At 42.2% G+C, this 22,431-nt stretch carries 20 protein-coding genes and 1 riboswitch; of the genes, 13 read left to right on the top strand and 7 right to left on the bottom strand.

Annotated features, from left to right (window positions below):
- Nucleotides 1-251: 251 nt before the first annotated feature.
- The 7 genes from rutA to cysK all read left to right on the top strand — a co-directional run bounded on the left by rutA (nucleotide 252) and on the right by cysK (nucleotide 6,568).
- A complete protein-coding gene (gene rutA, locus JZ787_RS15930; RefSeq protein ID WP_346312823.1) occupies nucleotides 252-1,364 on the top strand; it encodes a pyrimidine utilization protein A in 1,113 nt (370 codons plus the stop codon).
- On the top strand, nucleotides 1,361-2,110 hold the full coding sequence (gene rutB / locus JZ787_RS15925) for a pyrimidine utilization protein B (protein WP_168159602.1): 750 nt from the start codon (nucleotides 1,361-1,363) through the stop codon (nucleotides 2,108-2,110). Before rutA ends, rutB begins: the two co-directional genes overlap by 4 nt.
- Before the next feature lie 30 nt (nucleotides 2,111-2,140).
- Nucleotides 2,141-2,524 (top strand): pyrimidine utilization protein C, encoded by a 384-nt coding sequence (rutC, locus tag JZ787_RS15920; RefSeq protein ID WP_346312822.1) that lies wholly within the window; start codon nucleotides 2,141-2,143, stop codon nucleotides 2,522-2,524.
- A 73-nt stretch (nucleotides 2,525-2,597) separates the two neighbouring features.
- On the top strand, nucleotides 2,598-3,134 hold the full coding sequence (gene rutF / locus JZ787_RS15915; protein ID WP_228127605.1) for an NADH-dependent FMN reductase RutF: 537 nt from the start codon (nucleotides 2,598-2,600) through the stop codon (nucleotides 3,132-3,134).
- Between the two features lie 36 nt (nucleotides 3,135-3,170).
- Nucleotides 3,171-4,526 carry a pyrimidine utilization transport protein G gene (rutG, locus tag JZ787_RS15910; protein ID WP_346312821.1) on the top strand — a complete coding sequence of 452 codons (1,356 nt, stop codon included), beginning with the start codon at nucleotides 3,171-3,173 and terminating at the stop codon, nucleotides 4,524-4,526.
- 9 nt (nucleotides 4,527-4,535) lie between these two features.
- Nucleotides 4,536-5,408, top strand: a complete 873-nt coding sequence (locus tag JZ787_RS15905) for an NAD(P)-dependent oxidoreductase (RefSeq protein WP_346312820.1) — start codon at nucleotides 4,536-4,538, stop codon at nucleotides 5,406-5,408.
- Between the two features lie 161 nt (nucleotides 5,409-5,569).
- Nucleotides 5,570-6,568 (top strand): cysteine synthase A, encoded by a 999-nt coding sequence (cysK, locus tag JZ787_RS15900; protein ID WP_346312819.1) that lies wholly within the window; start codon nucleotides 5,570-5,572, stop codon nucleotides 6,566-6,568.
- 60 nt (nucleotides 6,569-6,628) lie between these two features.
- On the opposite strand, the gene JZ787_RS15895 is transcribed toward cysK, so the two are convergent.
- Nucleotides 6,629-7,240 (bottom strand): TetR/AcrR family transcriptional regulator, encoded by a 612-nt coding sequence (locus JZ787_RS15895; RefSeq protein WP_004693224.1) that lies wholly within the window; start codon nucleotides 7,238-7,240, stop codon nucleotides 6,629-6,631.
- 520 nt (nucleotides 7,241-7,760) lie between these two features.
- Between JZ787_RS15895 and JZ787_RS15890 the strand changes: the two genes are divergently transcribed.
- The 6 genes from JZ787_RS15890 to JZ787_RS15865 all read left to right on the top strand — a co-directional run bounded on the left by JZ787_RS15890 (nucleotide 7,761) and on the right by JZ787_RS15865 (nucleotide 16,119).
- A complete protein-coding gene (locus tag JZ787_RS15890; protein WP_346312818.1) occupies nucleotides 7,761-8,933 on the top strand; it encodes a thiolase family protein in 1,173 nt (390 codons plus the stop codon).
- A 319-nt stretch (nucleotides 8,934-9,252) separates the two neighbouring features.
- The gene (locus JZ787_RS15885; RefSeq protein ID WP_010326663.1) at nucleotides 9,253-10,146 is read left to right on the top strand and encodes a LysR substrate-binding domain-containing protein; all 894 of its coding nucleotides are present in this window, start codon (nucleotides 9,253-9,255) and stop codon (nucleotides 10,144-10,146) included.
- 144 nt (nucleotides 10,147-10,290) lie between these two features.
- Nucleotides 10,291-10,394: riboswitch (guanidine-I (ykkC/yxkD leader) on the top strand.
- Nucleotides 10,395-10,421: 27 nt separating this feature from the next.
- On the top strand, nucleotides 10,422-11,162 hold the full coding sequence (locus JZ787_RS15880; RefSeq protein WP_346312817.1) for an urea amidolyase associated protein UAAP1: 741 nt from the start codon (nucleotides 10,422-10,424) through the stop codon (nucleotides 11,160-11,162).
- Nucleotides 11,163-11,179: 17 nt separating this feature from the next.
- Nucleotides 11,180-11,830 carry an urea amidolyase associated protein UAAP2 gene (locus JZ787_RS15875; RefSeq protein ID WP_218288850.1) on the top strand — a complete coding sequence of 217 codons (651 nt, stop codon included), beginning with the start codon at nucleotides 11,180-11,182 and terminating at the stop codon, nucleotides 11,828-11,830.
- Between the two features lie 5 nt (nucleotides 11,831-11,835).
- Entirely contained in the window at nucleotides 11,836-15,441 is a 3,606-nt protein-coding gene (gene uca, locus JZ787_RS15870; RefSeq protein ID WP_346312816.1) for an urea carboxylase, read from the top strand.
- Between the two features lie 261 nt (nucleotides 15,442-15,702).
- Nucleotides 15,703-16,119 carry a hypothetical protein gene (locus JZ787_RS15865; RefSeq protein WP_227555158.1) on the top strand — a complete coding sequence of 139 codons (417 nt, stop codon included), beginning with the start codon at nucleotides 15,703-15,705 and terminating at the stop codon, nucleotides 16,117-16,119.
- Between the two features lie 63 nt (nucleotides 16,120-16,182).
- On the opposite strand, the gene accC is transcribed toward JZ787_RS15865, so the two are convergent.
- The 6 genes from accC to JZ787_RS15835 all read right to left on the bottom strand — a co-directional run bounded on the left by accC (nucleotide 16,183) and on the right by JZ787_RS15835 (nucleotide 22,397).
- A complete protein-coding gene (gene accC / locus JZ787_RS15860) occupies nucleotides 16,183-17,544 on the bottom strand; it encodes an acetyl-CoA carboxylase biotin carboxylase subunit (protein ID WP_234964134.1) in 1,362 nt (453 codons plus the stop codon).
- A 16-nt stretch (nucleotides 17,545-17,560) separates the two neighbouring features.
- Entirely contained in the window at nucleotides 17,561-17,980 is a 420-nt protein-coding gene (accB, locus tag JZ787_RS15855) for an acetyl-CoA carboxylase biotin carboxyl carrier protein (RefSeq protein WP_010326668.1), read from the bottom strand.
- 16 nt (nucleotides 17,981-17,996) lie between these two features.
- On the bottom strand, nucleotides 17,997-18,452 hold the full coding sequence (gene aroQ / locus JZ787_RS15850) for a type II 3-dehydroquinate dehydratase (RefSeq protein WP_010326669.1): 456 nt from the start codon (nucleotides 18,450-18,452) through the stop codon (nucleotides 17,997-17,999).
- Nucleotides 18,453-19,542: 1,090 nt separating this feature from the next.
- The gene (pcaD, locus tag JZ787_RS15845) at nucleotides 19,543-20,319 is read right to left on the bottom strand and encodes a 3-oxoadipate enol-lactonase (protein WP_126036403.1); all 777 of its coding nucleotides are present in this window, start codon (nucleotides 20,317-20,319) and stop codon (nucleotides 19,543-19,545) included.
- Between the two features lie 98 nt (nucleotides 20,320-20,417).
- The gene (gene pcaF / locus JZ787_RS15840; protein ID WP_346312815.1) at nucleotides 20,418-21,623 is read right to left on the bottom strand and encodes a 3-oxoadipyl-CoA thiolase; all 1,206 of its coding nucleotides are present in this window, start codon (nucleotides 21,621-21,623) and stop codon (nucleotides 20,418-20,420) included.
- Nucleotides 21,624-21,740: 117 nt separating this feature from the next.
- Nucleotides 21,741-22,397, bottom strand: coding sequence for a 3-oxoacid CoA-transferase subunit B (locus tag JZ787_RS15835; protein ID WP_346312858.1), 657 nt, complete (start codon nucleotides 22,395-22,397; stop codon nucleotides 21,741-21,743).
- Nucleotides 22,398-22,431 lie beyond the last annotated feature (34 nt).

Below are 22,431 nucleotides of genomic sequence, written 5' to 3'. Positions count from 1 at the left end.
CTAGTTTGGATCATTTACCGCACAATCATTGATCACTCCTCACAGAGATAGTGCATAAAATAAAAACTAATTTTACTTTTTGGTAAAAAATAAAATTAAGTAAAAATATTTAATATTTTGAAAAATAACAATAAATAATAGTTGGCATGGCTTGTGCAAATATATTTTTATCAAACTAAAGGTCAAAAGTTTTTCTGTATTTAGCCTTTGATGTTCTGCAAATAATGAAATAAGTGTAGAGGATGAACGAGATGAAAATAGGTGTATTTTGCCCGATTGGAAATAATGGCTGGCTGCTTTCGGAAACCGCGCCACAGTACATGCCTTCATTTGAACTAAACAAAAAAATTGTTCAACGTGCTGAGCATTATGGTTTTGACTTTGCTTTGTCGATGATCAAACTGCGTGGCTTTGGCGGGAAAACAGAGTTTTGGGATCATAACCTAGAAACATTTACCTTGATGGCTGGGCTCGCTGCGGTGACAAGTAAAATCCAAATCTATGCAACAGCAGCGACGTTGGTGATGCCGCCTGCAATTGTGGCACGTATGGCATCAACCATTGATTCCATTTCAAATGGTCGTTTTGGTTTAAATGTCGTGACAGGCTGGCAAGCACCCGAATATACGCAAATGGGGATGTGGCCAGGAGATGAATATTTTGCACAGCGCTATGAATATCTTTCTGAATATGTAGAAATTTTGCGTGAACTCTGGACGACAGGTCGTTCAGATTTTAAAGGTGAGCATTTTACTATGCAGGACTGCCGTGTGAGTCCACGTCCGCAAGCAGACATGAAAATTATTTGTGCGGGTCAGTCTGATACAGGGCTTGAGTTTTCTGCTAAATATGCCGATTACAACTTTGTTTTCGGTAAAGGGCTGAATACACCGACAGCCTATGCAGAAATCAATGAGCGTTTAAAACAGCAAACCGATAAAACAGGTCGTGATGTACAAACCTATGTGTTGTTTATGGTGATTGCTGCAGAAACTGATGAAGAGGCGCATGCGAAATGGCAAACATATAATGCTGGTGCGGATATGGAGGCGATTAATTGGCTGATGAACCAAGGTGGTAAAGATACCAAATCTGGAACAGATACCAATATTCGCCAAATGGCATCCTCGGTTTCGCCTGTGAATATCAATATGGGAACGTTAGTCGGTTCGTTTGAACATGTTGCTCACATGTTGGATGAAATTGGTGAAATTCAGGGGACTGAAGGTATTTTGCTTACCTTTGATGATTTTGTACAAGGGGTCGAAGACTTTGGTCAGCGTATACAACCTTTGATGAAATGCCGTGAACATATCGTGGTTGAAGCGGATGCACCACGCGTTGTTTTGGAGAAAAGCGCATGAATGAATCTATAGTCTGTGCAGAATTTACAAAACAAAGTCTGCACGCAAAAACATTAAAAGCAGAACCTGAACATATTGCTTTAGCACCTGAACACACGGCATTGATTGTGATTGATATGCAAAATGCCTATACCTCAGAAGGTGGTTATTTGGACTTGGCTGGGTTTGATGTATCTAAAACCAAACCTGTGGTTGAAAACATTCAAAAAACCATTACTGCTGCACATGCAGCTGGCATTCAGGTGATTTACTTTAAAAATGGTTGGGATGACCAGTACCGTGAAGCAGGAGGGAGTGATTCACCAAACTTCCATAAGTCGAATGCTTTAAAAACCATGCGCAAAAATCCAGAGCTGCAGGGAAAACTACTGGCAAAAGGTGGTTGGGATTTTGAGTTGATTGATGCACTCAAGCCTGAACCACAAGATTTAGTCATAGAAAAGCCTCGCTATAGTGGATTCTTTAATACTGCGTTGGACAGTATGTTGCGGGTGCGAGGAATCCGAAATTTAGTTTTTGTCGGTATTGCGACCAATGTCTGTGTCGAGTCGACTTTAAGGGATGGTTTTTTCTTGGAGTATTTTGGGGTCGCTCTTAAGGATGCGTGCTATCAAGCTGGGCCTATCGAGGCGCAAGAAGCAAGTCTCTATAACATCAAAACCTTTTTTGGTTGGGTGTCTGATACACAAAGTTTTGTGAACACCTTTGAAACCCCAAGCAGTCAAACACTGGCAAAAACAGCATAAGTCATACATACGAAAGATAGAGGAAACCTCATGCCTAAAGAAATTATTGTGCCTGAAGGCACAGCGAAACCACTTGCACCATTTGTACCTGCAACTAAGGCTAACAATATCGTTTATGTATCAGGCACCTTGGCCTTTGATGAACATAACAACGTCGTTCATGTTGGTGATGCCGCAGCACAGACTCGACATATTTTAGAAACCATTAAACGAGTCCTTGCAACTGCAGGAGGCACAATGGATGACGTCACTTTTAATCATATTTTTGTGAAAGATTGGGCCGATTATGGCGCGATTAATGCTGTATATGCCGAGTATTTTCCAAACGATAAACCTGCACGCTATTGCGTACAGACTGGACTGGTCAAGCCAGAGGCTTTGGTTGAAATCGCTTCGGTTGCACATGTGGCTTAAGTGGAATAATCAAATTTTAATGCCCTGATATACGATTTTTTAGGGCATGGAGAATACGATGAATGCAAAACTGATGAATCAAGATCAAGTTGAAACCATGCTGAATCATAAAGCACCAGAGGCAATGTTGGATCAACACACATTTCGTCAAGGTATGGCGAATCTGGGGGCTGCGGTCAATGTGATTACAACAGATGGGGGGGCAGGTCAGGCAGGCTTTACGGCATCGGCAGTATGTAGTGTGACCGATACACCGCCAACGTTGTTAGTGTGTTTAAACCGCTCAGCATCTGTGTTTGATACTTTTAAAACCAATCAAGTGTTATGTGTAAACACGTTGTCGAGTCAGCAACAACACTTATCTAATCTGTTTGGGGGGAAAACGCCAATGCCCGAACGTTTTGCTCAAGGCACATGGTCCACACTGTTGACCAATGCACCTGTATTGGAGGATGCCTTGGTGAGCTTTGATTGTGAAGTGGTACAGACTATGTCTGTAGGTAGCCATGATGTGCTGTTTTGCCAAGTCAAAGCCATGAAGCAAAGTTATGGACTAAATGCGCTGATGTATTTTAACCGTGGTTACTGTGAGCCATTACCAATGTGCTAATTCAAAAATTCCTACTTTTACAAGGAGGGGAAACCCATGCAAACAAAAGAATCGTGGTTTCCAAAATTTAAGCCTTATCAAGGCGATTTAGATACAATGCCTGTGCAAACAGATGAATATTTACCCGCAGGAAAAAGCATTATTTTGGGGTTGCAACATGCTTTTGCCATGTTCGGTGCAACCGTACTTGCCCCATTGCTGATGGGCTTTGATCCGAATCTAACGATCTTCATTACAGGCATTGGTACGATACTCTTCTTCCTCATGACCGGTGGACGTATGCCAAGCTATTTGGGGTCCAGCTTTGCCTTCATTGGAGCAGTGGTTGCAGTTACGGGTTATACAGGTGTTGGAGCAAACCCAAATCTTTCTTTAGCACTGGGTGGAACCATTGCGTGTGGAGTGTTGTACGCGTTAATTGGCTTAATTGTGATACGAACTGGTACGGCATGGATTGAAAAGTTGATGCCACCTATTGTGACAGGCGCCATCGTGATGATTATTGGCTTACACCTTGCACCTGTTGCGATCAAAAGTGTGTCAGCCAATCAGTTTGACTCTTGGATGGCGTTAATCACGATTATTTGTATCAGTGTCATTGCTGTATTTACCAAAGGTATGGTGCGCCGTTTACTGCTACTTTTAGGCTTAGTTGCATCGTATTTTATTTATTTTTTACTCACTAATGTCATGGGTTTTGGCACTGCAATTGACTTTGCAAAAGTTGCTCAAGCAGCATGGTTTGGTTTGCCAACTTTCCACAGCCCAACCTTTGATGTAAACGCGATGATGTTGATTGCACCTGTTGCGATTATTTTGGTGGCGGAAAACTTAGGACATTTCAAGGCTGTGTCGGCGATGACTGGGAAAAATTTGTCTCCTTATATGGGACGCGGTTTCTTTGCAGATGGGGTATGTACCACACTGTCTGCTTCAGTTGGGGGCACAGGGATGACCACCTATGCTGAAAACATTGGGGTGATGGCAGTCACTAAAGTTTATTCAACCACAATCTTTGTTTTTGCAGGTGTATTTGCGATTTTATTGGGGCTTTCACCTAAGTTTGGCGCAGTGATTAGCACAATTCCTGTTGCACTCTTGGGTGGTGCATCCATTGTGGTTTTTGGTTTGATTACCGTTGCGGGCGCAAAAATTTGGGTCGATAACAAAATTGATTTCACCAAGAACAGTACTTTAATGATTGGTGCAGTGTGTTTGATTATGGGAACTGGCAATTACAGCTTACAAATAGGGAGTTTTGACCTAGGTGGTATTGGCACCGCAACACTAGCAGCCATTTTGCTTAATCTTTTCTTGAACCGAGGCAGTGAAAAAGAGCAAGTCGTAGAAAAATCAGAAGATCAAATCAATAGCACTATTGCACATAGTTAGGAGTACATTTTGAGTCTGAATATTGCATTTATAGGACTTGGGGCAATGGGTTGGCACATGGCCTCCCATTTGCCAAAATTGGGTCATACTGTTTGGGTGTGGAATCGCACAGCAGAAAAAGCGTCTTCACATGCTGAAACTTTTGGTACTTTGCAGGTTGAACTTCAACAAGCGATGCAAGCCGATATTATTTTTTCATGCTTACCGACCAGCGCAGATGTTGAAGCGTTAATTGCGTTACATCCACCCAAATCTGGAAGTTTATGGGTGGATTGTACCAGTGGCGTGCCTGAGTCTGCGCAGCGAATTTCCACTGATTTGGTAGCACGTGGAGTAACTTACTTAGATGCACCTGTTTCGGGTCAAACCGTTGGTGCTGAACGCGGTACTTTGACGGTTATGGTGGGTGGTAATATCGCTGGATTTGAAAGGGCAAAACCTATTATTCAGGCATTTGCAGGGCTGATTGAATACGTCGGGGAAAGTGGTGCTGGCTTTGCAGTTAAGGCGGTGAACAATACACTCATGGCAACACACTTATGGGCACTATCTGAAGGTTTGTCGATTTTGAAGCATCGAGGCGTTGACTTGGCTGGAGCGTTGAGTTGTATCAATCACTCCAGTGGTAAAAGTACCATGTCTGAAACGGTGATGGCGCAAAAAGTTTTGAGCCGCACTTTTCAAAAAACCTTTGCTTTAAACCTGTTGCAAAAAGACATTGGTATTGCGATGGATCTGGTCAAAGAAGGACAGATGAAAACACCTGTTTTTCAAGTGACACAAGAACTGTTCTTAAAAACAGATCGAGAACAGGCTGCACAAGTAGATTTTAGCGCGGCCGTTACACAGTTAGAAAAGTGGAATAGTGTAAGGCTCGTTTAAGCTGGTCGCGCGGGAGAAAAGCATGGGAAAATTCATGCTTTTTCTGTTTAAGTGATTTATTTATCAAATAAAAACATAAGCCCGACCAAATGTCAGTTTGCATTTAAAAATCAGGGTATGATAATGAGTGGATCATTAAAAACAACATAGGAAACATTGGTATGAGTACTGACTCAGCTTTTCCAACGCCTAATAATTTAGGGATAGCAGTTTATAGTAATAATGCAGAAGCGATTGGTAACACACCATTGGTTCGTATTAACCGAATTATACAAAGTCCAGCCACCGTTTTAGCCAAAGTTGAAAGCCGTAACCCTGCATTTTCAGTAAAATGTCGTATTGGGGCTGCGCTGATTGCGGATGCGGAAGCACGCGGTGTGCTGAAAGCGGGAATGCACATTGTCGAACCAACCAGTGGTAATACAGGCATTGCTTTGGCATTCGTTGCTGCTGCAAAAGGTTATGCGTTAACTCTAACTATGCCATCAAGTATGAGTATCGAACGTCGTAAAGTGATGAAAGCTTTGGGTGCGAACTTGGTTCTTACTGATCCTGCAAAAGGGATGCGTGGTGCGGTAGAAGAAGCACAGCGTTTGTTGGATGAAAATCCAGAAACTTATTTTTTGCCACAACAGTTTGAAAACCCTGCAAACCCAGCTATTCATGAAGCAACGACTGGCCCAGAAATTTGGGACGCAACAGGTGGTAAAGTTGATATTTTAGTTGCAGGTGTCGGGACGGGCGGTACGATCTCAGGGATTTCAAGTTATTTTGAAAAAGTAAAAAAACAAGCCCTATACTCAGTTGCGGTAGAACCTGCTGAATCGCCGATTATTGGTCAAACCAAACGTGGTGAAACTTTGACGCCTGGACCACATAAGATTCAGGGCATTGGCGCTAATTTTATTCCTAAAAACTTAGACCTCGACTTGGTTGATGAAGTGATGCCAATTGATGCTGCAACAGCAATTGATTGGGCGCGTAAAACAGCAAGCCAAGAGGGTATTTTGGTGGGTATTTCAAGTGGTGCCGCGATGGCAGCAGCAGCTGAACTTGCAGCACGCCCTGAAAATGCAGGTAAAACTATTGTAGTGATTTTACCTGACGGTGGTGAACGTTATTTATCTTCAGTTTTGTTTGAAGATATTTCTGCAGACTAATTTTCTGGATGAAAAAAAGCTAAACATAAAATGTTTAGCTTTTTTATGCAGTTTAGAAACTTAAAGGGCTGCGTGTGAAATTTTATCAGGTGTCATAAGGGCTTGGTTGACATACAGTTTAATCAGACGCTCACGTGAACCGATTGATTTTTGATAATGCGTTGAATTGAGTAACAATGACGCACCGTATGTCACTGTCCATACATAAGATAAATAATCACGAATGGACATTGCGCTGTCTAAAGACTTTAAGTAGTCAGAAGTCATGTCTTTAATTTCGATAATACGTTGCTCACGTATTTGATAGAGCTTCTCAAAAAGTTCTTTGAGTTTACGTTCGTTATTGGTTAAACGTTCTTCAATAACGTGCAGTAAAATCGTACGGTTCGAGTTCAACATATTATAAAGCATGTATTCGGAAACATACGTTTTAATATCATTGTTATGCTTTTGAGAAATCTCTAGCAGGCGAGTTTCATTCAAGATAATCAGCTCTAAATAAAGTTGATTTTTACTTTTGAAATGCTTGTAGATTGTACCCTTCGCAATATCGAGTTCCGTTGCTAATTCGCTTAAGGTGATGTCTTGATTATTGTCTAATAATAAAGTCTCAGCCATGGCTAAAATTTTCTCTTTGCGTAATAGAAAATTTTGTTGGCGTACTGAAGTCATTGGCTTATTCCAGTGTATTCCATGAGAACTATAGAGAGGCTATTGAACTTGGTTGAAAATGAAAATGCAACTAAGGTCTTGGATATTACTACAATCGTTTTAAAAATATCCACTTGTTCAACAATAGAAATAAATACAGGTGCATTCTCGCATTTCGTTGTCAATAAATTTGATCTCTAGAGATCAAATTTGGGCCATTGCATTCCTTTTTCGTGATTTTTACACTATTGTCAGTATAGCCACTGTGTTCTTAGAGACGAGAACTTTAGTGCTCAAGCCTCGAATGCAGTGCGGGTTGATAAATAGATCATCTGTCGTATGGATCGATGTCTTATTCACGTGTGTTTGTTTTAATGTCTTTATAGATGACTCGCTTTGAGATAGTAGCACTATAAAAAACATTAAAATAAGATCTGAAACGATTAACCCCTTTGTAATATGAAAAAATAGATAGGGAATGTCTTTAAGCCTTTTAATTGGGCTTAAAGTAAGTAAACCGCGAAAAAGGATGAAATAGAAAATGATTGTTATTGTAGACGGTGTACGTACAGCAATGGGTGGTTTTCAAGGTTCACTGGCGAGCTGTACCGCACCTGAACTTGGTGCGGTGACAATTAAAGAAGTGTTAAACCGTTCTGGCTTACAGCCGACCGATGTGGATGAAGTGATCTTTGGTTGTGTACTTCCAGCAGGTTTAAAACAAGGCCCTGCACGTCAAGCAATGCGTATGGCGGGCCTACCTGACTCAACGGGTGCAACAACCATCAATAAAATTTGTGGCTCAGGTATGAAAGCCGTCATGCAAGCGGCTGATGCGATTAAAGCAGGTTCAGCTGAAATTGTGGTGGCCGGTGGTATGGAGTCAATGTCAAATGCGCCGTACTTACTTGAAAAAGCACGCGCGGGTTACCGTATGGGACATGGTAAAACCACCGATCACATGTTCCAAGAAGGTTTAGAAGATGCTGAAACAGGTCTGTCGATGGGTGTACTTGCTCAAGAAATGGCAGATAAAAAAGGCTATACCCGTGAGCAGCAGGATCAGTATGCCATTGGTTCTTTAAATAAAGCCGTTGCTGCGATTCAAGGTGGTTTCTTTAAAGATGAAATCGTGCCTGTGACGGTGAGTAGCCGTAAAGGCGATGTTGTGGTTGATCAAGATGAACAGCCGCTCAATGCCAAAGTGGATAAAATTCCAACTTTACGTCCGGCATTTAAAAAAGACGGCACGATTACCGCGGCAAATTCGAGTTCTATTTCGGATGGTGCTTCTGCATTGGTTGTAACTTCATCCGAAGTTGCTGACGCACGTGGTCTTAAGCCATTGGCAAAAGTTGTGGCTTATGCAAGTAATTCCCAGCATCCATCTGAGTTCACCATTGCCCCTGTAGGTGCTATTGAAAAAGTTTTAGCCAAAGCAGGCTGGTCTGCGGGTGATGTAGATCTATGGGAAGTCAATGAAGCATTTGCGATGGTTACAATGCTTGCAATTGATGGTTTTCATTTAGACCCTGCAAAAGTCAATGTGAATGGTGGCGCTTGTGCACTTGGTCATCCATTGGGTTCGTCTGGTTCACGTATTATCGTGACTTTACTGCATGCTTTGAAACGTACTGGTGGGAAAAAGGGTGTAGCTGCTTTATGTATTGGTGGTGGTGAGGCGACTGCTATTGCCGTCGAGCTGCTGGACTAAAACTGTAATATTCTTAGCTATGCCTGTGAAGAAAATGATTTAAATAGCTATAATTCGGCATGGTTGATTTCATCAAAGGTTCGATTGATTCGGGCCTTTTTTGTTATGTAAAATACATCAAGATTATGCGACAGAATCTTTCAGGGAAAGCATCGATTGTCCAGTACAGCTAAAGGTATAATTAATGTGCTTTTATTGCTGAAATGTCTGATATTAGACCTAGATGCCTGTAAAAGTAAGTTTTGAGCATTGGATCATCGCTATAATGAGTAGATGATGGATCGTCTACCATCACATGCATATAAGGAACATTTTTTTCGTGTTTGAACTGGACTGTAAATTACTCAGTATCTTTTTTTACGTTTATAAGTTTAAAAGTGTGTCACTGGCGGCTGATCATTTAGAAATGAGTCAACCGACGGTGAGTAACATTCTGAATAAAATTCGCCAACATTATAATGATCCGCTGTTTTTGCGGATTGGCAATGAAATGGTGCCAACTGAGCTGTCGAAACAGCTGTTTCCGTTGGTCAGTGAGGCTTTAAACAAGGTTGAAATCATCAATAACTTTACGATTGATTTTGACCAAGCCACTTCGCAGCAACAGTTTAGTTTGGCCATGACCGATGTTTCGCACTTGGTGTTATTGCCGAAAATTTCACAATACTTAAAGAAACATGCGCCGCATATTCGTCTGAATATCCGTCCGATCACCTCTGAAACCAGTTATCAAATGGCAAATGGTGAGATTGATTTGGCGCTGGGTTTTTTACCACAATTGGAAAATGGCTTTTATCAACAGCAACTGTTCGAGCAGTATTATGTGGTGATTGCTGCCAAAGATCATCCGCGTTTGACAGGTGACTGTATCAGCACAGCGCAGTACTTGGCTGAGTCACATATCGATATTGATGCGGGTATGGGGCATTACCATATTGAAAACGAACTGCTTAATTTAGAACTAAAACGTGATATTTTAATGCGTTTACCGAGCTATTTAGGCGTCGGCTTAGTGGTACAAGAAACCGATGCGATTGCGACAGTGCCGTATTATTTGAGTGAAGTGCTGCTTTCACGTGGCAATTTAAAGATCTTTAATGCGCCAATTGCCTTCCCAAGTTATGGGGTGAAACAGTATTGGCATATGTCTTGTCATCACAAAACCAGTCATCAGTGGCTGCGTCACATGTTCCATGAAATTTTAATGAAGTAATTCTTAAAATTTGATGCTTTTTAGTGCGCACAGTGAAAATTTGCGTGCTTAAAACCTAAAGTGCCCATTTATTGCTCATAAATAGTATTACGAAGTTTAAAAATCGTAATACTAAATTGGCACAGCCTTTGCATTGTCTAATCTGAAAGAGTGATCTAGGGTTCCGATACATATCTATTTTATGTATGTCTGCGACCGAGAGTTCACGGTTCGAAAGAGCTACACGGAGGGATAAAAGCCCGGGAGGTAAACAGTTACGATTTAGGCAGAGGCGCATGAGCACAATAACTTATCACGACGATAACGCACTATGGACTGAACTTTTACCGGGTGGGCATCACTGGTCTGGGCGTATTCAACGCGGCACAGTGTTACAGTTCAAAGCATTGGGAGCACAAGCCAACGTTTCACTTTTCTGTGTCAACAGCGAAGACAAGCTCGAACGTTTTAATATGCCAGATAGCCTAAAGGCACAGCATACGGCATTTCTAAGTACAGGGCATGTATTGTATTCAGACTTAGGTCGGGTTATGGCTTCAATCATTCAAGACGAACATGGTTGGAATGATTCCTTGTGTGGTCCAAGTCGTACAGAACAAATTCAAAAACAATTTGGCACTCAAACCTTTCAAGATGCACGAAATGAGATGTATCGGAGTGGACGCGACAGCCTGTTACTTGAAATGACCAAGTTCTCATTAGGTCAAGCCGATCTGTCAGCTACGGTTAACCTATTCTCTAAAGTTCGCCCTGATGATGCAGGCAACTTATCTTATGTTGATACTGACAATACCCATCAAACTATTGAACTGCGTTTTGAGATGGACTGTCTGGTGTTCCTATCTGCCGCGCCACATGGTTTAAGTCAAGCAGCAAAGTATCAGCCAGCCGATATTCAAATGCGCTTATTCAAAGCCTCCGCTTTAGCAGTACACGATGTCTGTCGTGATTCATGCCCACAAAACCAACGCGGTTTTCAAAACAACGCACGTTATTACGCATTTGATGCTGCTTAACCCCGAGGAGAATACGCATGACCAGTTTACAAGCATTTGATAAAACCGTTTTAAATGAAGTCTGTCCAGCGGGTGAGGCATGGATGTGTGAAGTCCAGAAAGGGCAATATTTCCGTATTATTGACCTCGAAGGCAACCAAGCAGTCGATACTTTATTGATTTCTGCGAGCAATCCTGAAGAACGTTACAGCGCAACCGATACTCTAGCCATTAATCAGCAGATTTATCTAGAAAAAGGCACAGCTCTATATACCAACTATGGCAACAAAATCGCCACGATCCATGATGATAACTGTGGTCGCCATGACACCTTAGGCGGTGCTTGTTCATGTGAGAGTAACACCGTACGTTATGCACACGACACATTTCCGATGCACAGTTGCCGTAATAACTTTATGACAGCTTTAGCTTTGCACCCTATCGCAAAAAAGTATGGACTAAATGTTCGTCATATTGGGCCGAATATTAACTTCTTTATGAATGTACCCGTGAGTAGTGATGGGCATCTCAAGTTTGACGATGGAATATCGGCGCCGGGTAAATATGTTGAAATTCAAGCAGAGATGGATCTCATCGTGCTGATTTCAAACTGCCCACAGCTGAACAACCCATGTAATGCCTATAACCCTACCCAAATTCAACTGATTGTACGTGAAGGCAAGGAGTAAGCAGCATGTTTAAAAAAGTTCTCATTGCCAACCGTGGTGCAATTGCCTGCCGAGTAATTCGTACATTAAAGAATTTAGGCATTCAGTCTGTTGCGGTGTATTCAGAAGCAGACCGTGATTCCTTGCATGTAACTTTGGCTGATGAAGCTGTATTTATTGGTGATAGCCCAGCCAGTCAAAGTTATTTAAATATTGAAAAAATTTTACAGGTCGCGAAAGAGGCAGGTGCTGAAGCCATTCATCCAGGCTATGGTTTCCTATCTGAAAATGCGGAGTTTTGTGATTTATGCGAGTCACAGGGCATTGTGTTTTTAGGGCCGAATTCTGCACAAATGCGTAGTTTTGGCTTAAAGCATACTGCACGTGAACTTGCCATTCAGGCGAACGTGCCATTGTTACCGGGTAGCCTGCTTTTAGCAGATGAAGCGGAAGCACTGGTGGAGGCGAATCGTATAGGCTATCCCGTGATGCTGAAAAGTACCGCAGGTGGTGGCGGTATTGGTATGCGTTTGGTATGGAATGAAGCAGAGCTTAAAGATGCTTATGCAACAGTATCTTATTTGGCACAAGCTAACTTTAAAGACGCAGGTTTGTATTTAGAAAAGTTTGTGGAAAATGCGCGTCATATTGAAGTCCAAATTTTTGGTGATGGCCGAGGTTTGGTTCTGGCTTTGGGAGAGCGGGACTGTTCAGTACAGCGCCGTAACCAGAAAGTAATCGAGGAGACTCCAGCACCACATTTAAATGCTGAACAACGTACTTATATTCAGGGTATTGCGGTTCAACTGATGCAGTCAGTAAATTACCGTTCGGCAGGTACGGTTGAATTTGTGATGGATACTGACACCCAACAATTCTACTTCTTAGAGGTGAATACACGTCTACAAGTTGAACATGGCGTGACTGAACAAGTGTTTGGTGTAGACCTTGTGGAATGGATGGTCACTTTAGGTAGCGGTGACTGGACTGCGCCAACAGATACACTTGCACCTAAAGGCCATTCGATCCAAGTCCGTTTATATGCCGAAGATCCAATTAAGAACTTTCAACCCAGTGCTGGCTTACTGACCTATGTCGAGTTTGATCCGCAAGCGCGTAATGAAACATGGGTAGAAACAGGTTCAAACGTGTCTTCCTTTTATGATCCAATGATTGCCAAAATCATTGTGACCTGTGAGAACCGTGAAAGTGCAATTCAGGCCATGAGCGATACTTTGGCAAAAACCTCAGTGGCAGGAATTGAAACCAATCTTGAGTATTTACAAAATATTATTGACTGTGAAGTGTTTAAAGCAGGGACACAGACTACACGTTTCTTAAATACTTTTGAGTGGAAAACCCAAAAAGTTGAGGTATTACAGTCTGGTATTCAAACGTCAATACAAGACGTCAATGGTCGTTTGGGGTACTGGGATGTTGGAGTGCCACCATCAGGTGCGATTGATCCTTTGTCTTTAAATGTCGCTAATCAACTATTGGGGAATCCATTTAATACCGCAGGCCTAGAATGTACATTGCAAGGCCCAACTTTAAAATTCCATTGTGATAGCCAAATCGTGATTACGGGTGGCGACATACTTGCGACATTGGATGGTGTCGACGTTGCCATGTGGCAGACCCTTAATGTTAAAAAAGGGCAAATTCTTAAAACAGGTAAAATCAACACAGGTTGTCGTAGTTATATTGGCATTAAAGGCGGGTTGAATGTCCCTAGATACTTAGGCTCGCAAGCGACTTTTACTTTAGGTCAGTTTGGTGGTCATGCTGGGCGCAATTTACTCATTGGAGATATGTTGCCTATTAAGGCTTATAGCTCGGTAGAAACTGTTGCACTCAGTGCAGCACAGGTGCCAAGCTTTAGCCATACTTGGAACATTGCAGTGATGTATGGACCACATGGAGCGCCTGACTTTTTCACCAAACGAGATATTGTGCGCTTCTTTGAGCAAGAATTTGAAATTCACTTTAACTCAAGTCGTACAGGCATTCGTTTAGTCGGTGAAAAACCTGAATGGGCGCGTACCGATGGTGGTGAAGCAGGGCTACATCCTTCGAATATTCATGATAATGCTTATGCCATTGGCGCGATTGACTTCACTGGAGATATGCCAATTATTTTAGGACCCGATGGTCCAAGCTTGGGCGGTTTCGTTTGCCCAGCGGTGGTGGTTAGCTCAGAACTATGGAAAATTGGTCAGCTTAAAGCGGGCGATAAAGTTAAATTTATCCCAATTTCTTATGATCAAGCGCAAGTATTGAATCAAAAATATAGCGCAGCGTTAACCGCAAATACGACTGAAAACGTAGAATTTTCTCCAAGCTTTCATGCTGAAATGGAGACCTTATCAGATGCCGTTTTATCGACATTAAAAGGTGAGAACGCTAGACCTGATGTAAGCTATCGTCCTGCAGGTAATAGTTATCTGTTGGTTGAATATGGAGAGTTGGTTTTAGACCTTAATTTACGCTTCCGTATTCATGCTTTAATGCAATGGGTTAAAGACCAAAGAATCGAAGGGATTATAGACTTAACACCGGGTATTCGTTCGCTGCAAATTCATTTTGATTCATTGGTGCTAGATCAAAAACATTTATTGGGCCTTTTACAGCAAGCAGAAAGTGAATTGCCTGATGTGACTGCAATGGAAGTCCCGTCGCGCACAGTCTATTTGCCTTTGGCTTGGGAGGACTCACAAACTCAGTTGGCGACTGAACGTTATATGCAAACAGTACGTCCAGATGCGCCGTGGTGTCCTGACAATGTTGAGTTTATTCGTCGTATCAATGGTCTAGACTCAAAGCAAGCAGTGAAGGATATCGTATTCAGCACCAAATATTTGGTGATGGGTTTGGGAGATGTGTACTTGGGTGCACCTGTGGCAACGCCGCTGGACCCACGTCATCGTTTAGTGACCACCAAATATAATCCTGCACGTACATGGACGCCTGAAAATGCAGTCGGCATTGGTGGCGCATATATGTGTGTCTATGGCATGGAAGGCCCGGGCGGTTATCAGTTTGTTGGGCGTACAACACAAATGTGGAGTCGTTACCGCAAAAATCCAGACTTTGAACAAGGAAAACCATGGCTACTGCGCTTCTTTGATCAAATTAAATTTTACGAAGTGTCTGAAACAGAACTGATGCAAATGCGGGAAGACTTTAAAGCGGGGCGCTTAAAGCTTCGCGTAGAAGATGGGGTTTTAAATCTAAAAGAATACAATGACTTCCTCATTGAAAATGCGGCACCCATTTCGAGTTTTAAAGCGGTACAGCAAGCGAACTTTGAGGATGAACGCCGTCGCTGGCATGAGGCTGGTTTGGCTGAATATGTTTCTGAAAGCCTAGATACTGTTTTAGATGACAGTGAAATTCAAATTCCTGAAGGTGGTTGTGTAGTCGAGTCGCATATGCCGGGTTCTATTTGGAAAATCGAATGTACCTCTGGAGACATTGTGGAAGAAGGGGCAACTTTGGCCGTGATTGAAGCCATGAAAATTGAAATTCCTATTATTGCACCTGAGCGGATGAAAGTTGAAGCCATTACCATTGAAAAAGGGCAAACGGTAAAAACAGGTCAGGTGCTGTTTACACTGGCACCTGTAGCCTAAATTCAAATATCAAGAAATACAAAAAGACTGCTTAAGCGGTCTTTTTTCGATTCTGAAAGGAGAATTTATCTAGTGCTGACAATAAATCGTTTTGTTAAATTAAGATTGCAACCCATAACAAAAAATAGATTGTTATGAAATGGTTATAAAATGATGTTTTGAATCAAAATATGCTAATTTAGTGGGACGCTTAAAAACATTATGGCTTGTATGAAAAAAACATTACTCGGCATGTTATTCATGTTAACTTCATCAGTGCTTATGGCAAATACGCCAAGTCAGGCTGAGGATACTCAAGCATCAAATCAAAATAATATTCGTGTAACGACTCGCCCTGAAATTGTGGGCTTATGGGGAATGGAAATTCCAAATAATCGTAAATGCGTTGAATACTATAATTTTAAAAGTAATAGTGATGTTGTGATTAAAAGTGGGGAAGAATGGTCCACGGGAATTTATGATTACCAGCCATCTACCGATAAAAATGTACAGCTGCCTGCTTTGATTTTACAGGTCAAATTTGACAATAACCAAGTGGATTGTTCTGGGTCACAAGAAGATCAGACTGGTGAAATGTCTCAGTATTTTGTGAAATGGCAAAGTCCATCGACCATTAATTTTTGTGCCAATGATAAAGCACAGCAATGCTTTGCAACACTACGTCGCGTATTGCCTTAATTAATTCTTTTATAAATAAAAAACCGCGATAAATCGCGGTTTTTTATTTAAGGATCAAGACAATTATTTATCTTGATGACCTTCAATTTGCTTTAATAAATGCTTTTCAAGGTAGTGAATATCCATTGCTTGTTCACAGAATTTTTCATCTTGAAGAATCAAATCTTTATGCAATGGAATATTGGTTTTAATACCAGTCAAAATCATTTCATCAAGCGCTTGGCGCATGCGAGCAAGTGATGTTTTACGATCCTTACCGTGTGCGATCAGCTTTGCAATCATCGAGTCATAGTATGGCGGAATGCTATAGCCTTGATAGATATGTGAATCAAGACGAATACCTGCACCACCTGGCACATAAAAATTCTCAATTTTACCTGGTGAAGGTAAGAAGGTCGTTGGGTCTTCAGCATTGATACGGCATTCAATCGCATGACCTTTGACTTCAACTTGATCTTGTTCAATTTCAAGACCTAAGCCACCAGCAATGCGGAGCTGTTGTTCAATAATGTCGATACCTGTCACCATTTCAGTTACAGGGTGCTCAACTTGAACACGTGTATTCATCTCAATAAAGAAGAATTCACCATCTTCAAACAAGAACTCGAATGTACCTGCACCACGGTACTGCATTAATTTACAAGCATTTACGCAAGCTTCTAAAATGTCAGCACGTGCTTGTTCAGGTAAATTTGGCGCTGGCGCTTCTTCTAACACTTTCTGATGGCGGCGCTGTAAAGAGCAGTCACGGTCATAAAGGTGAATCGCGTGGCCATTACCGTCCGCAAGAACTTGGACTTCAACGTGACGAGGTTTTTGTAGGAAACGCTCCATATACACTGTGTCATCGCCAAACCACATTTCAGCATCACGCTGTGCGGCTTGAACAGATTCAAGTAGGGTGTCGACACGTTCTACAATACGCATACCACGACCACCACCACCAGAAGCAGCTTTCACGATCAATGGAAAACCAATTTCTTTAGCTTCAGCCAGTGCATTTTGCGGTGTAACCGCATTTGCAGAACCCGGTACAGTTGGAACACCTGCTTTACGCATTGCTGTAATTGCAGAAACTTTATTACCCATCAAACGAATATGTTCAGGGCGTGGTCCAATAAAAATGAAACCAGAATTTTCTACAATTTCAGCAAATTCAGCATTTTCTGATAAGAAGCCATAACCTGGGTGAATGGCATCTGCACCTGAAATTTCAGCTGCTGTAATAATGGCAGGAATGTTCAAGTAGCTTTCGCTGCTCGCACCTGGTCCAATACATACTGCTTCGTCAACAAAACGTAGGTGCATTAAGTCTTTGTCGGCATCTGAATAGATCCCTACAGTCTTAATCCCTAAAGTTTTGCAGGCGCGGGTGATGCGCAGGGCAATTTCACCACGGTTTGCAATTAAAACTTTTTGCAACATTATAAGTCCCCGTCTATTACGCGCGGTAGCGGAATAATGGTTGACCGAATTGGATCACTTCGCCGTTTTTCACTAAAATTTCTTCAACTACACCGCTTTGCGTTGCTTCAATCGGGTTCATGATTTTCATTGCTTCGATAATACCAAGTGTTTCACCAGCAGTGATTGTTTGACCGACTTTAACAAATGGCGCTTCACCTGGGCTTGGAGCCGCGTAGAACACACCAACCATTGGAGAAGTTTCTACAGCACCACGTGGTGCTTTAGCCGCTGGAGCTTGAGCAACAGGAGCTGCCATAGCAACAGGAGCACCAGCTGCAACAACTGGACTACGACGAGTCAGTGCAATCGATTGATCGCCTTCTTTAACTTCAATCGCTTGTAAGTCAGATTCAATCATCAGGTCGATGAGTTTCTTGATTTTACGAATATCCATGTGACAGTATTCCTAATTATGATTGCGTAGAGGGTTGAATTTTAGTGAGAGCGTAATTGAGCGCAGCGCTATAACCTTGAGCACCTAAGCCACAAATAACGCCAACGGCTTTATCTGATAAATATGAATGATGTCTAAACGCTTCGCGCGCATGAACATTTGATAAATGAACTTCAATAAATGGGATGGCTACACCAAGCAGGGCATCACGTAGAGCAACAGAGGTATGCGTGAGTGCAGCAGGGTTAATAATAATAAATTGGACACCATCCGCTTGGGCTTGATGAATACGGTCGACAATGGCACCTTCCCAATTACTTTGGAAAGTGTCGAGAGAAATTGAAGCATTTTCAGCTTGTGCAATGAGTTGCTGATTGATGTCGTTCAGCGTTAGAGAACCATAGACCTCTGGTTCGCGCTTTCCTAGCAAATTTAGATTCGGTCCATGAATAACCAAAATGGTCGAACTCATTTAGCTTGCTCCATTTATAAATTGCAATATATCTTTGCAAGATGGCTGCAAAGTTTGCGTATTATGGCATAAAGTTCTACATTTTTTTTATAGTTTGTTTGAATTGACGTAGATGCTTAGTGCCAAACTTCGGCAATATAATGTAAATTTTGCAAGGAATTGGCAATGTTAAAAGATTACAAATTTTCGGATTATTACTCTTTTTTACATTGTAAGCCAAATTGACCAAAAGCAGCAGATTTGTTTTCGTTTTGTGCCACAGGTGCAACTCAAGTCTTGAAAAGAGGGCAACTCAGACTTCTTAGTCGGTAGCTCACTCTGCATCAGATCTAGATCAATTCTTATATGACTAAACTGTATATCAAAATAAAGCTGGAGTCTGATATGGTTTGTATCTGTACATGATCTGATCAATTTATTCTAGCTCTTTTGGCTGGCTGGACGACCATGATCAATTCAGTTGTTAAGCTTTATTAGATCAATATTGAACTTGAAAAACATCATTTTTATCAATTAAAACATCAATTTGTTACGTTAAAATGTAGATGGACGTTTTTGTCTGTTGTTAACGTCTATCTAGCTGATGCCATGATCTTTTAGAAAAAAACTGAAAAACTTGAAACAGTAAGAGGAAAATTCAGGTTTCTAACGGTGCTTTTCAGCATCCTCTTGGTTGAGAAATTTTGCCGTTAAATAAGCAAAAGACTGTAGAAAAATTGCTGAGTAGCAGAATGTATTGAAAAAATATCCTCCTATTGCGTATGGAATTTTACTGTGCAAGAAAATTTATAAAAGAAAACGATTGGCTATTTTGCTCATTTTAGCTGTGTAGATTCGGCTTTACATGATGGGATCTAGTGAGTTTAGGATTGGCAATAAGTGAAATTCTGAAGATATGATTTTGAAACCATAATAATTTCAGTTTGTTTTATATACAATTTTTGAGTTTTGATGATTTTAAGAGGAAAAATAGAATGAGCCAAAGCCAGCATATTTTTAATAATGAGTTTTACGCATTCCTATCGCTTTCTTTAGATAGGTACTAAAAAAACAGCCCATGTAGGGCTGTTTTGAGTTCAGATCTAGCGCATTAAGCAATAAAGTCTAAGATGGCCTGATTGAAGGCTTTGGGCTGTTCGATATTTGAAATATGAGAGGCATCGATTTCAAATAGGGCACTACTTCGGATGTGATTCACCATGTACTGTGCATCTGAGACTGTTGTTACGGGGTCTTTACGCCCTGCAATCACAAGTAAAGGCACTTGAATACTTTCGAGTTTTTCACGTAAATCCGCTTTAGCCAAAGCTTCACAACAACTCGCATAACCTTCTGGGCTGCCAGCACCTAAGTCGTTTGAAAGCGCTGCTACAGTTGCTGCGTTGCTTTGGATAAAGGGTTCGGTAAACCAACGGCTCGCAGCCGTCGATGCAATGGGTTCTAAACCTTGGGTACGTACTAATGACGCGCGATCATTCCATGCTTGTTCATTGCCAATTTTGGCTGAGGTATTACATACAATGGCACGGTGAAAACGTTCAGGTTTATGAATGACTAACCACTGTCCTGTAAGTCCGCCCATTGAAATGCCACAAAAAATGGCTTTCTCAATGTTTAAATGGTCCAATAAATGTATCAGGTCTAGACCAAGTTGTTCAATATCATAAGGCCCTTGAGGCGAAGAAGACTGACCATGCCCGCGAGTGTCATAGCAAATCACAAAATAGTTTTTCTGGAAAAAAGTAATTTGTGGTTTCCACATGTTGAAGTTTGTGCCTAGCGAGTTTGAAAAAACGATCGCGGGATTTTGGGGGGCACCAAAGGTCTGATAGTGAATTTCGGCATTATTTGAAGTAAAACTTGGCATATGCTTTTCCTTAATTCATTAAAAATTTTGAGTGTTTCCACTGTTGTTATCAGCAAAAGTGTTATGAGCAGAAACACCACGTCAGATCATAAGAAGGGTTAAACGCGCTGAATAATCATTGCAATGCCTTGACCGACACCAATACACATTGAACACAGGGCATAGGTGCCACCCGTTTGTTCCAATTGATTTAATGCCGTGGTGACTAAACGTGCTCCTGAAGCACCCAGTGGATGACCAATCGCAATTGCACCACCATTTGGATTCACTTGTGTGGTGTCATCTGCCAGACCAAGGTCACGCGTGACTGCCAGTGCTTGTGCCGCAAAAGCTTCATTCAGTTCAATCACATCCATCTGCTCTAATGTCAGATTGGCTTGCTTCAGTAATTTCTTGATCGCAGGCGCAGGTGCAAAACCCATAATGCGTGGTTCTACACCCACTGCTGTTGAGGCAATAATTTTGGCACGCTGTTTAAGTTGGTACTGTTTAACCGCTTGTTCCGAAGCTATCAGTACAGCAGCCGCACCGTCATTGATGCCTGAGGCATTCCCCGCAGTGACGGTGCCTTCTGCTGTCACAACTGGCTTTAGTTTTGCCAAAGCTTCCAAGGTGGTCGATGCACGTGGATGTTCATCGGTATCGATCACAATCGGATCACCCTTACGCTGTGGAATATTCACAGGGATGATCTCATGTGTAAAAAAGCCTTGAGCTTGCGCGGTTGCGGTGCGCTGTTGACTCGCCAAGGCAAACTGGTCTTGATCTGCGCGATCAATATTAAATTGTTGTGCTACGTTCTCCGCGGTTTGCGGCATGGTGTCTACACCATACATCGCTTTGAGCTTAGGATTGATAAAACGCCAGCCCATAGTGGTGTCTTCAATCTTCTGGCTACGGCCATAAGCTGTTTCTGATTTACCCATCACAAAAGGTGCACGAGACATACTTTCCACGCCACCTGCAATGATTAAGTCTGCTTCACCTGCTTTAATCGTACGCGCTGCCATGGCAATGGCATCGAGTGATGAGCCACATAAGCGATTCACAGTCGTGGCAGGAACTTCAACAGGTAAACCTGCAAGGAGTGCCGACATACGACCAACATTACGGTTATCTTCTCCCGCTTGGTTGGCACAGCCGTAGATCACGTCATCAACTTGTGTCCAATCTACACTTGGATTACGTTGCATCAAGGCTTGAATTGGCACCGCACCCAAGTCATCGGCACGCACTGGAGCGAGTCCACCTGCATAACGTCCGAATGGGGTGCGAATAGCGTCAATAATGTAAGCATTTTTCATATCTATTCTTCTCTTAATCCTCCCTTAATCCCTCCTTTAAAAAGGAGGGAGACCTACCGCACTTGATGCTAGAGAAGTCCCCCTTTAGCAAAGGGGGATTTAGGGGGATTCAAATCATTAATTCTGTTGTGTCGCATCCACCAATGGGGCACCCGTCATTGCCTGCAATTCTGCAAAGCTTAGACCGTCGACTTTTTCAATCACTTTTAAACCCTCTGCAGTGACATCAATCACACACAGGTCGGTGTAGATGCGATCAACACACTTCAAACCTGTCGCGGGGTAGCTCAGTTCAGCCACAATCTTCGGCTCACCTTGTTTGGTCACATGGTCAGTGGTGATAAAGACTTTTTTAGCACCGACAGCTAAGTCCATCGCACCACCGACGGCAGGAATCGCATCGGGTGCACCGGTATGCCAGTTGGCCAAGTCACCATTGGCTGCCACTTGAAAGGCACCTAATACTGCAATATCTAAGTGACCACCACGCATCATGGCAAAAGAATCCCCGTGATGGAAAAAGCTGCCACCTTGCAACATGGTCACATATTCTTTACCTGCATTAATCAACTCAGGGTCTTCTTGACCTGCGGCTGGCGGTGGACCAAAAGCCAATAACCCATTTTCAGAATGTAAGAACACATCTTTGTCTGAAGGCAGGTAGCTGGCAATCTTGGTCGGTAATCCAATCCCAAGATTGACATAAGCCCCATCTGGAATATCTTGTGCGACACGTTCTGCAATCTGATTGCGGCTGAGTTTTTGATAGCTCATGATGTTCTCCCGATTACACAGCAACAGGTTCAGG

The sequence above is a fragment of the Acinetobacter sp. BWR-L5 genome, assembly GCF_039655985.1.
Lineage (GTDB): Bacteria > Pseudomonadota > Gammaproteobacteria > Pseudomonadales > Moraxellaceae > Acinetobacter > Acinetobacter johnsonii.
This window is presented reverse-complemented; position numbering and strand designations above follow the sequence as displayed.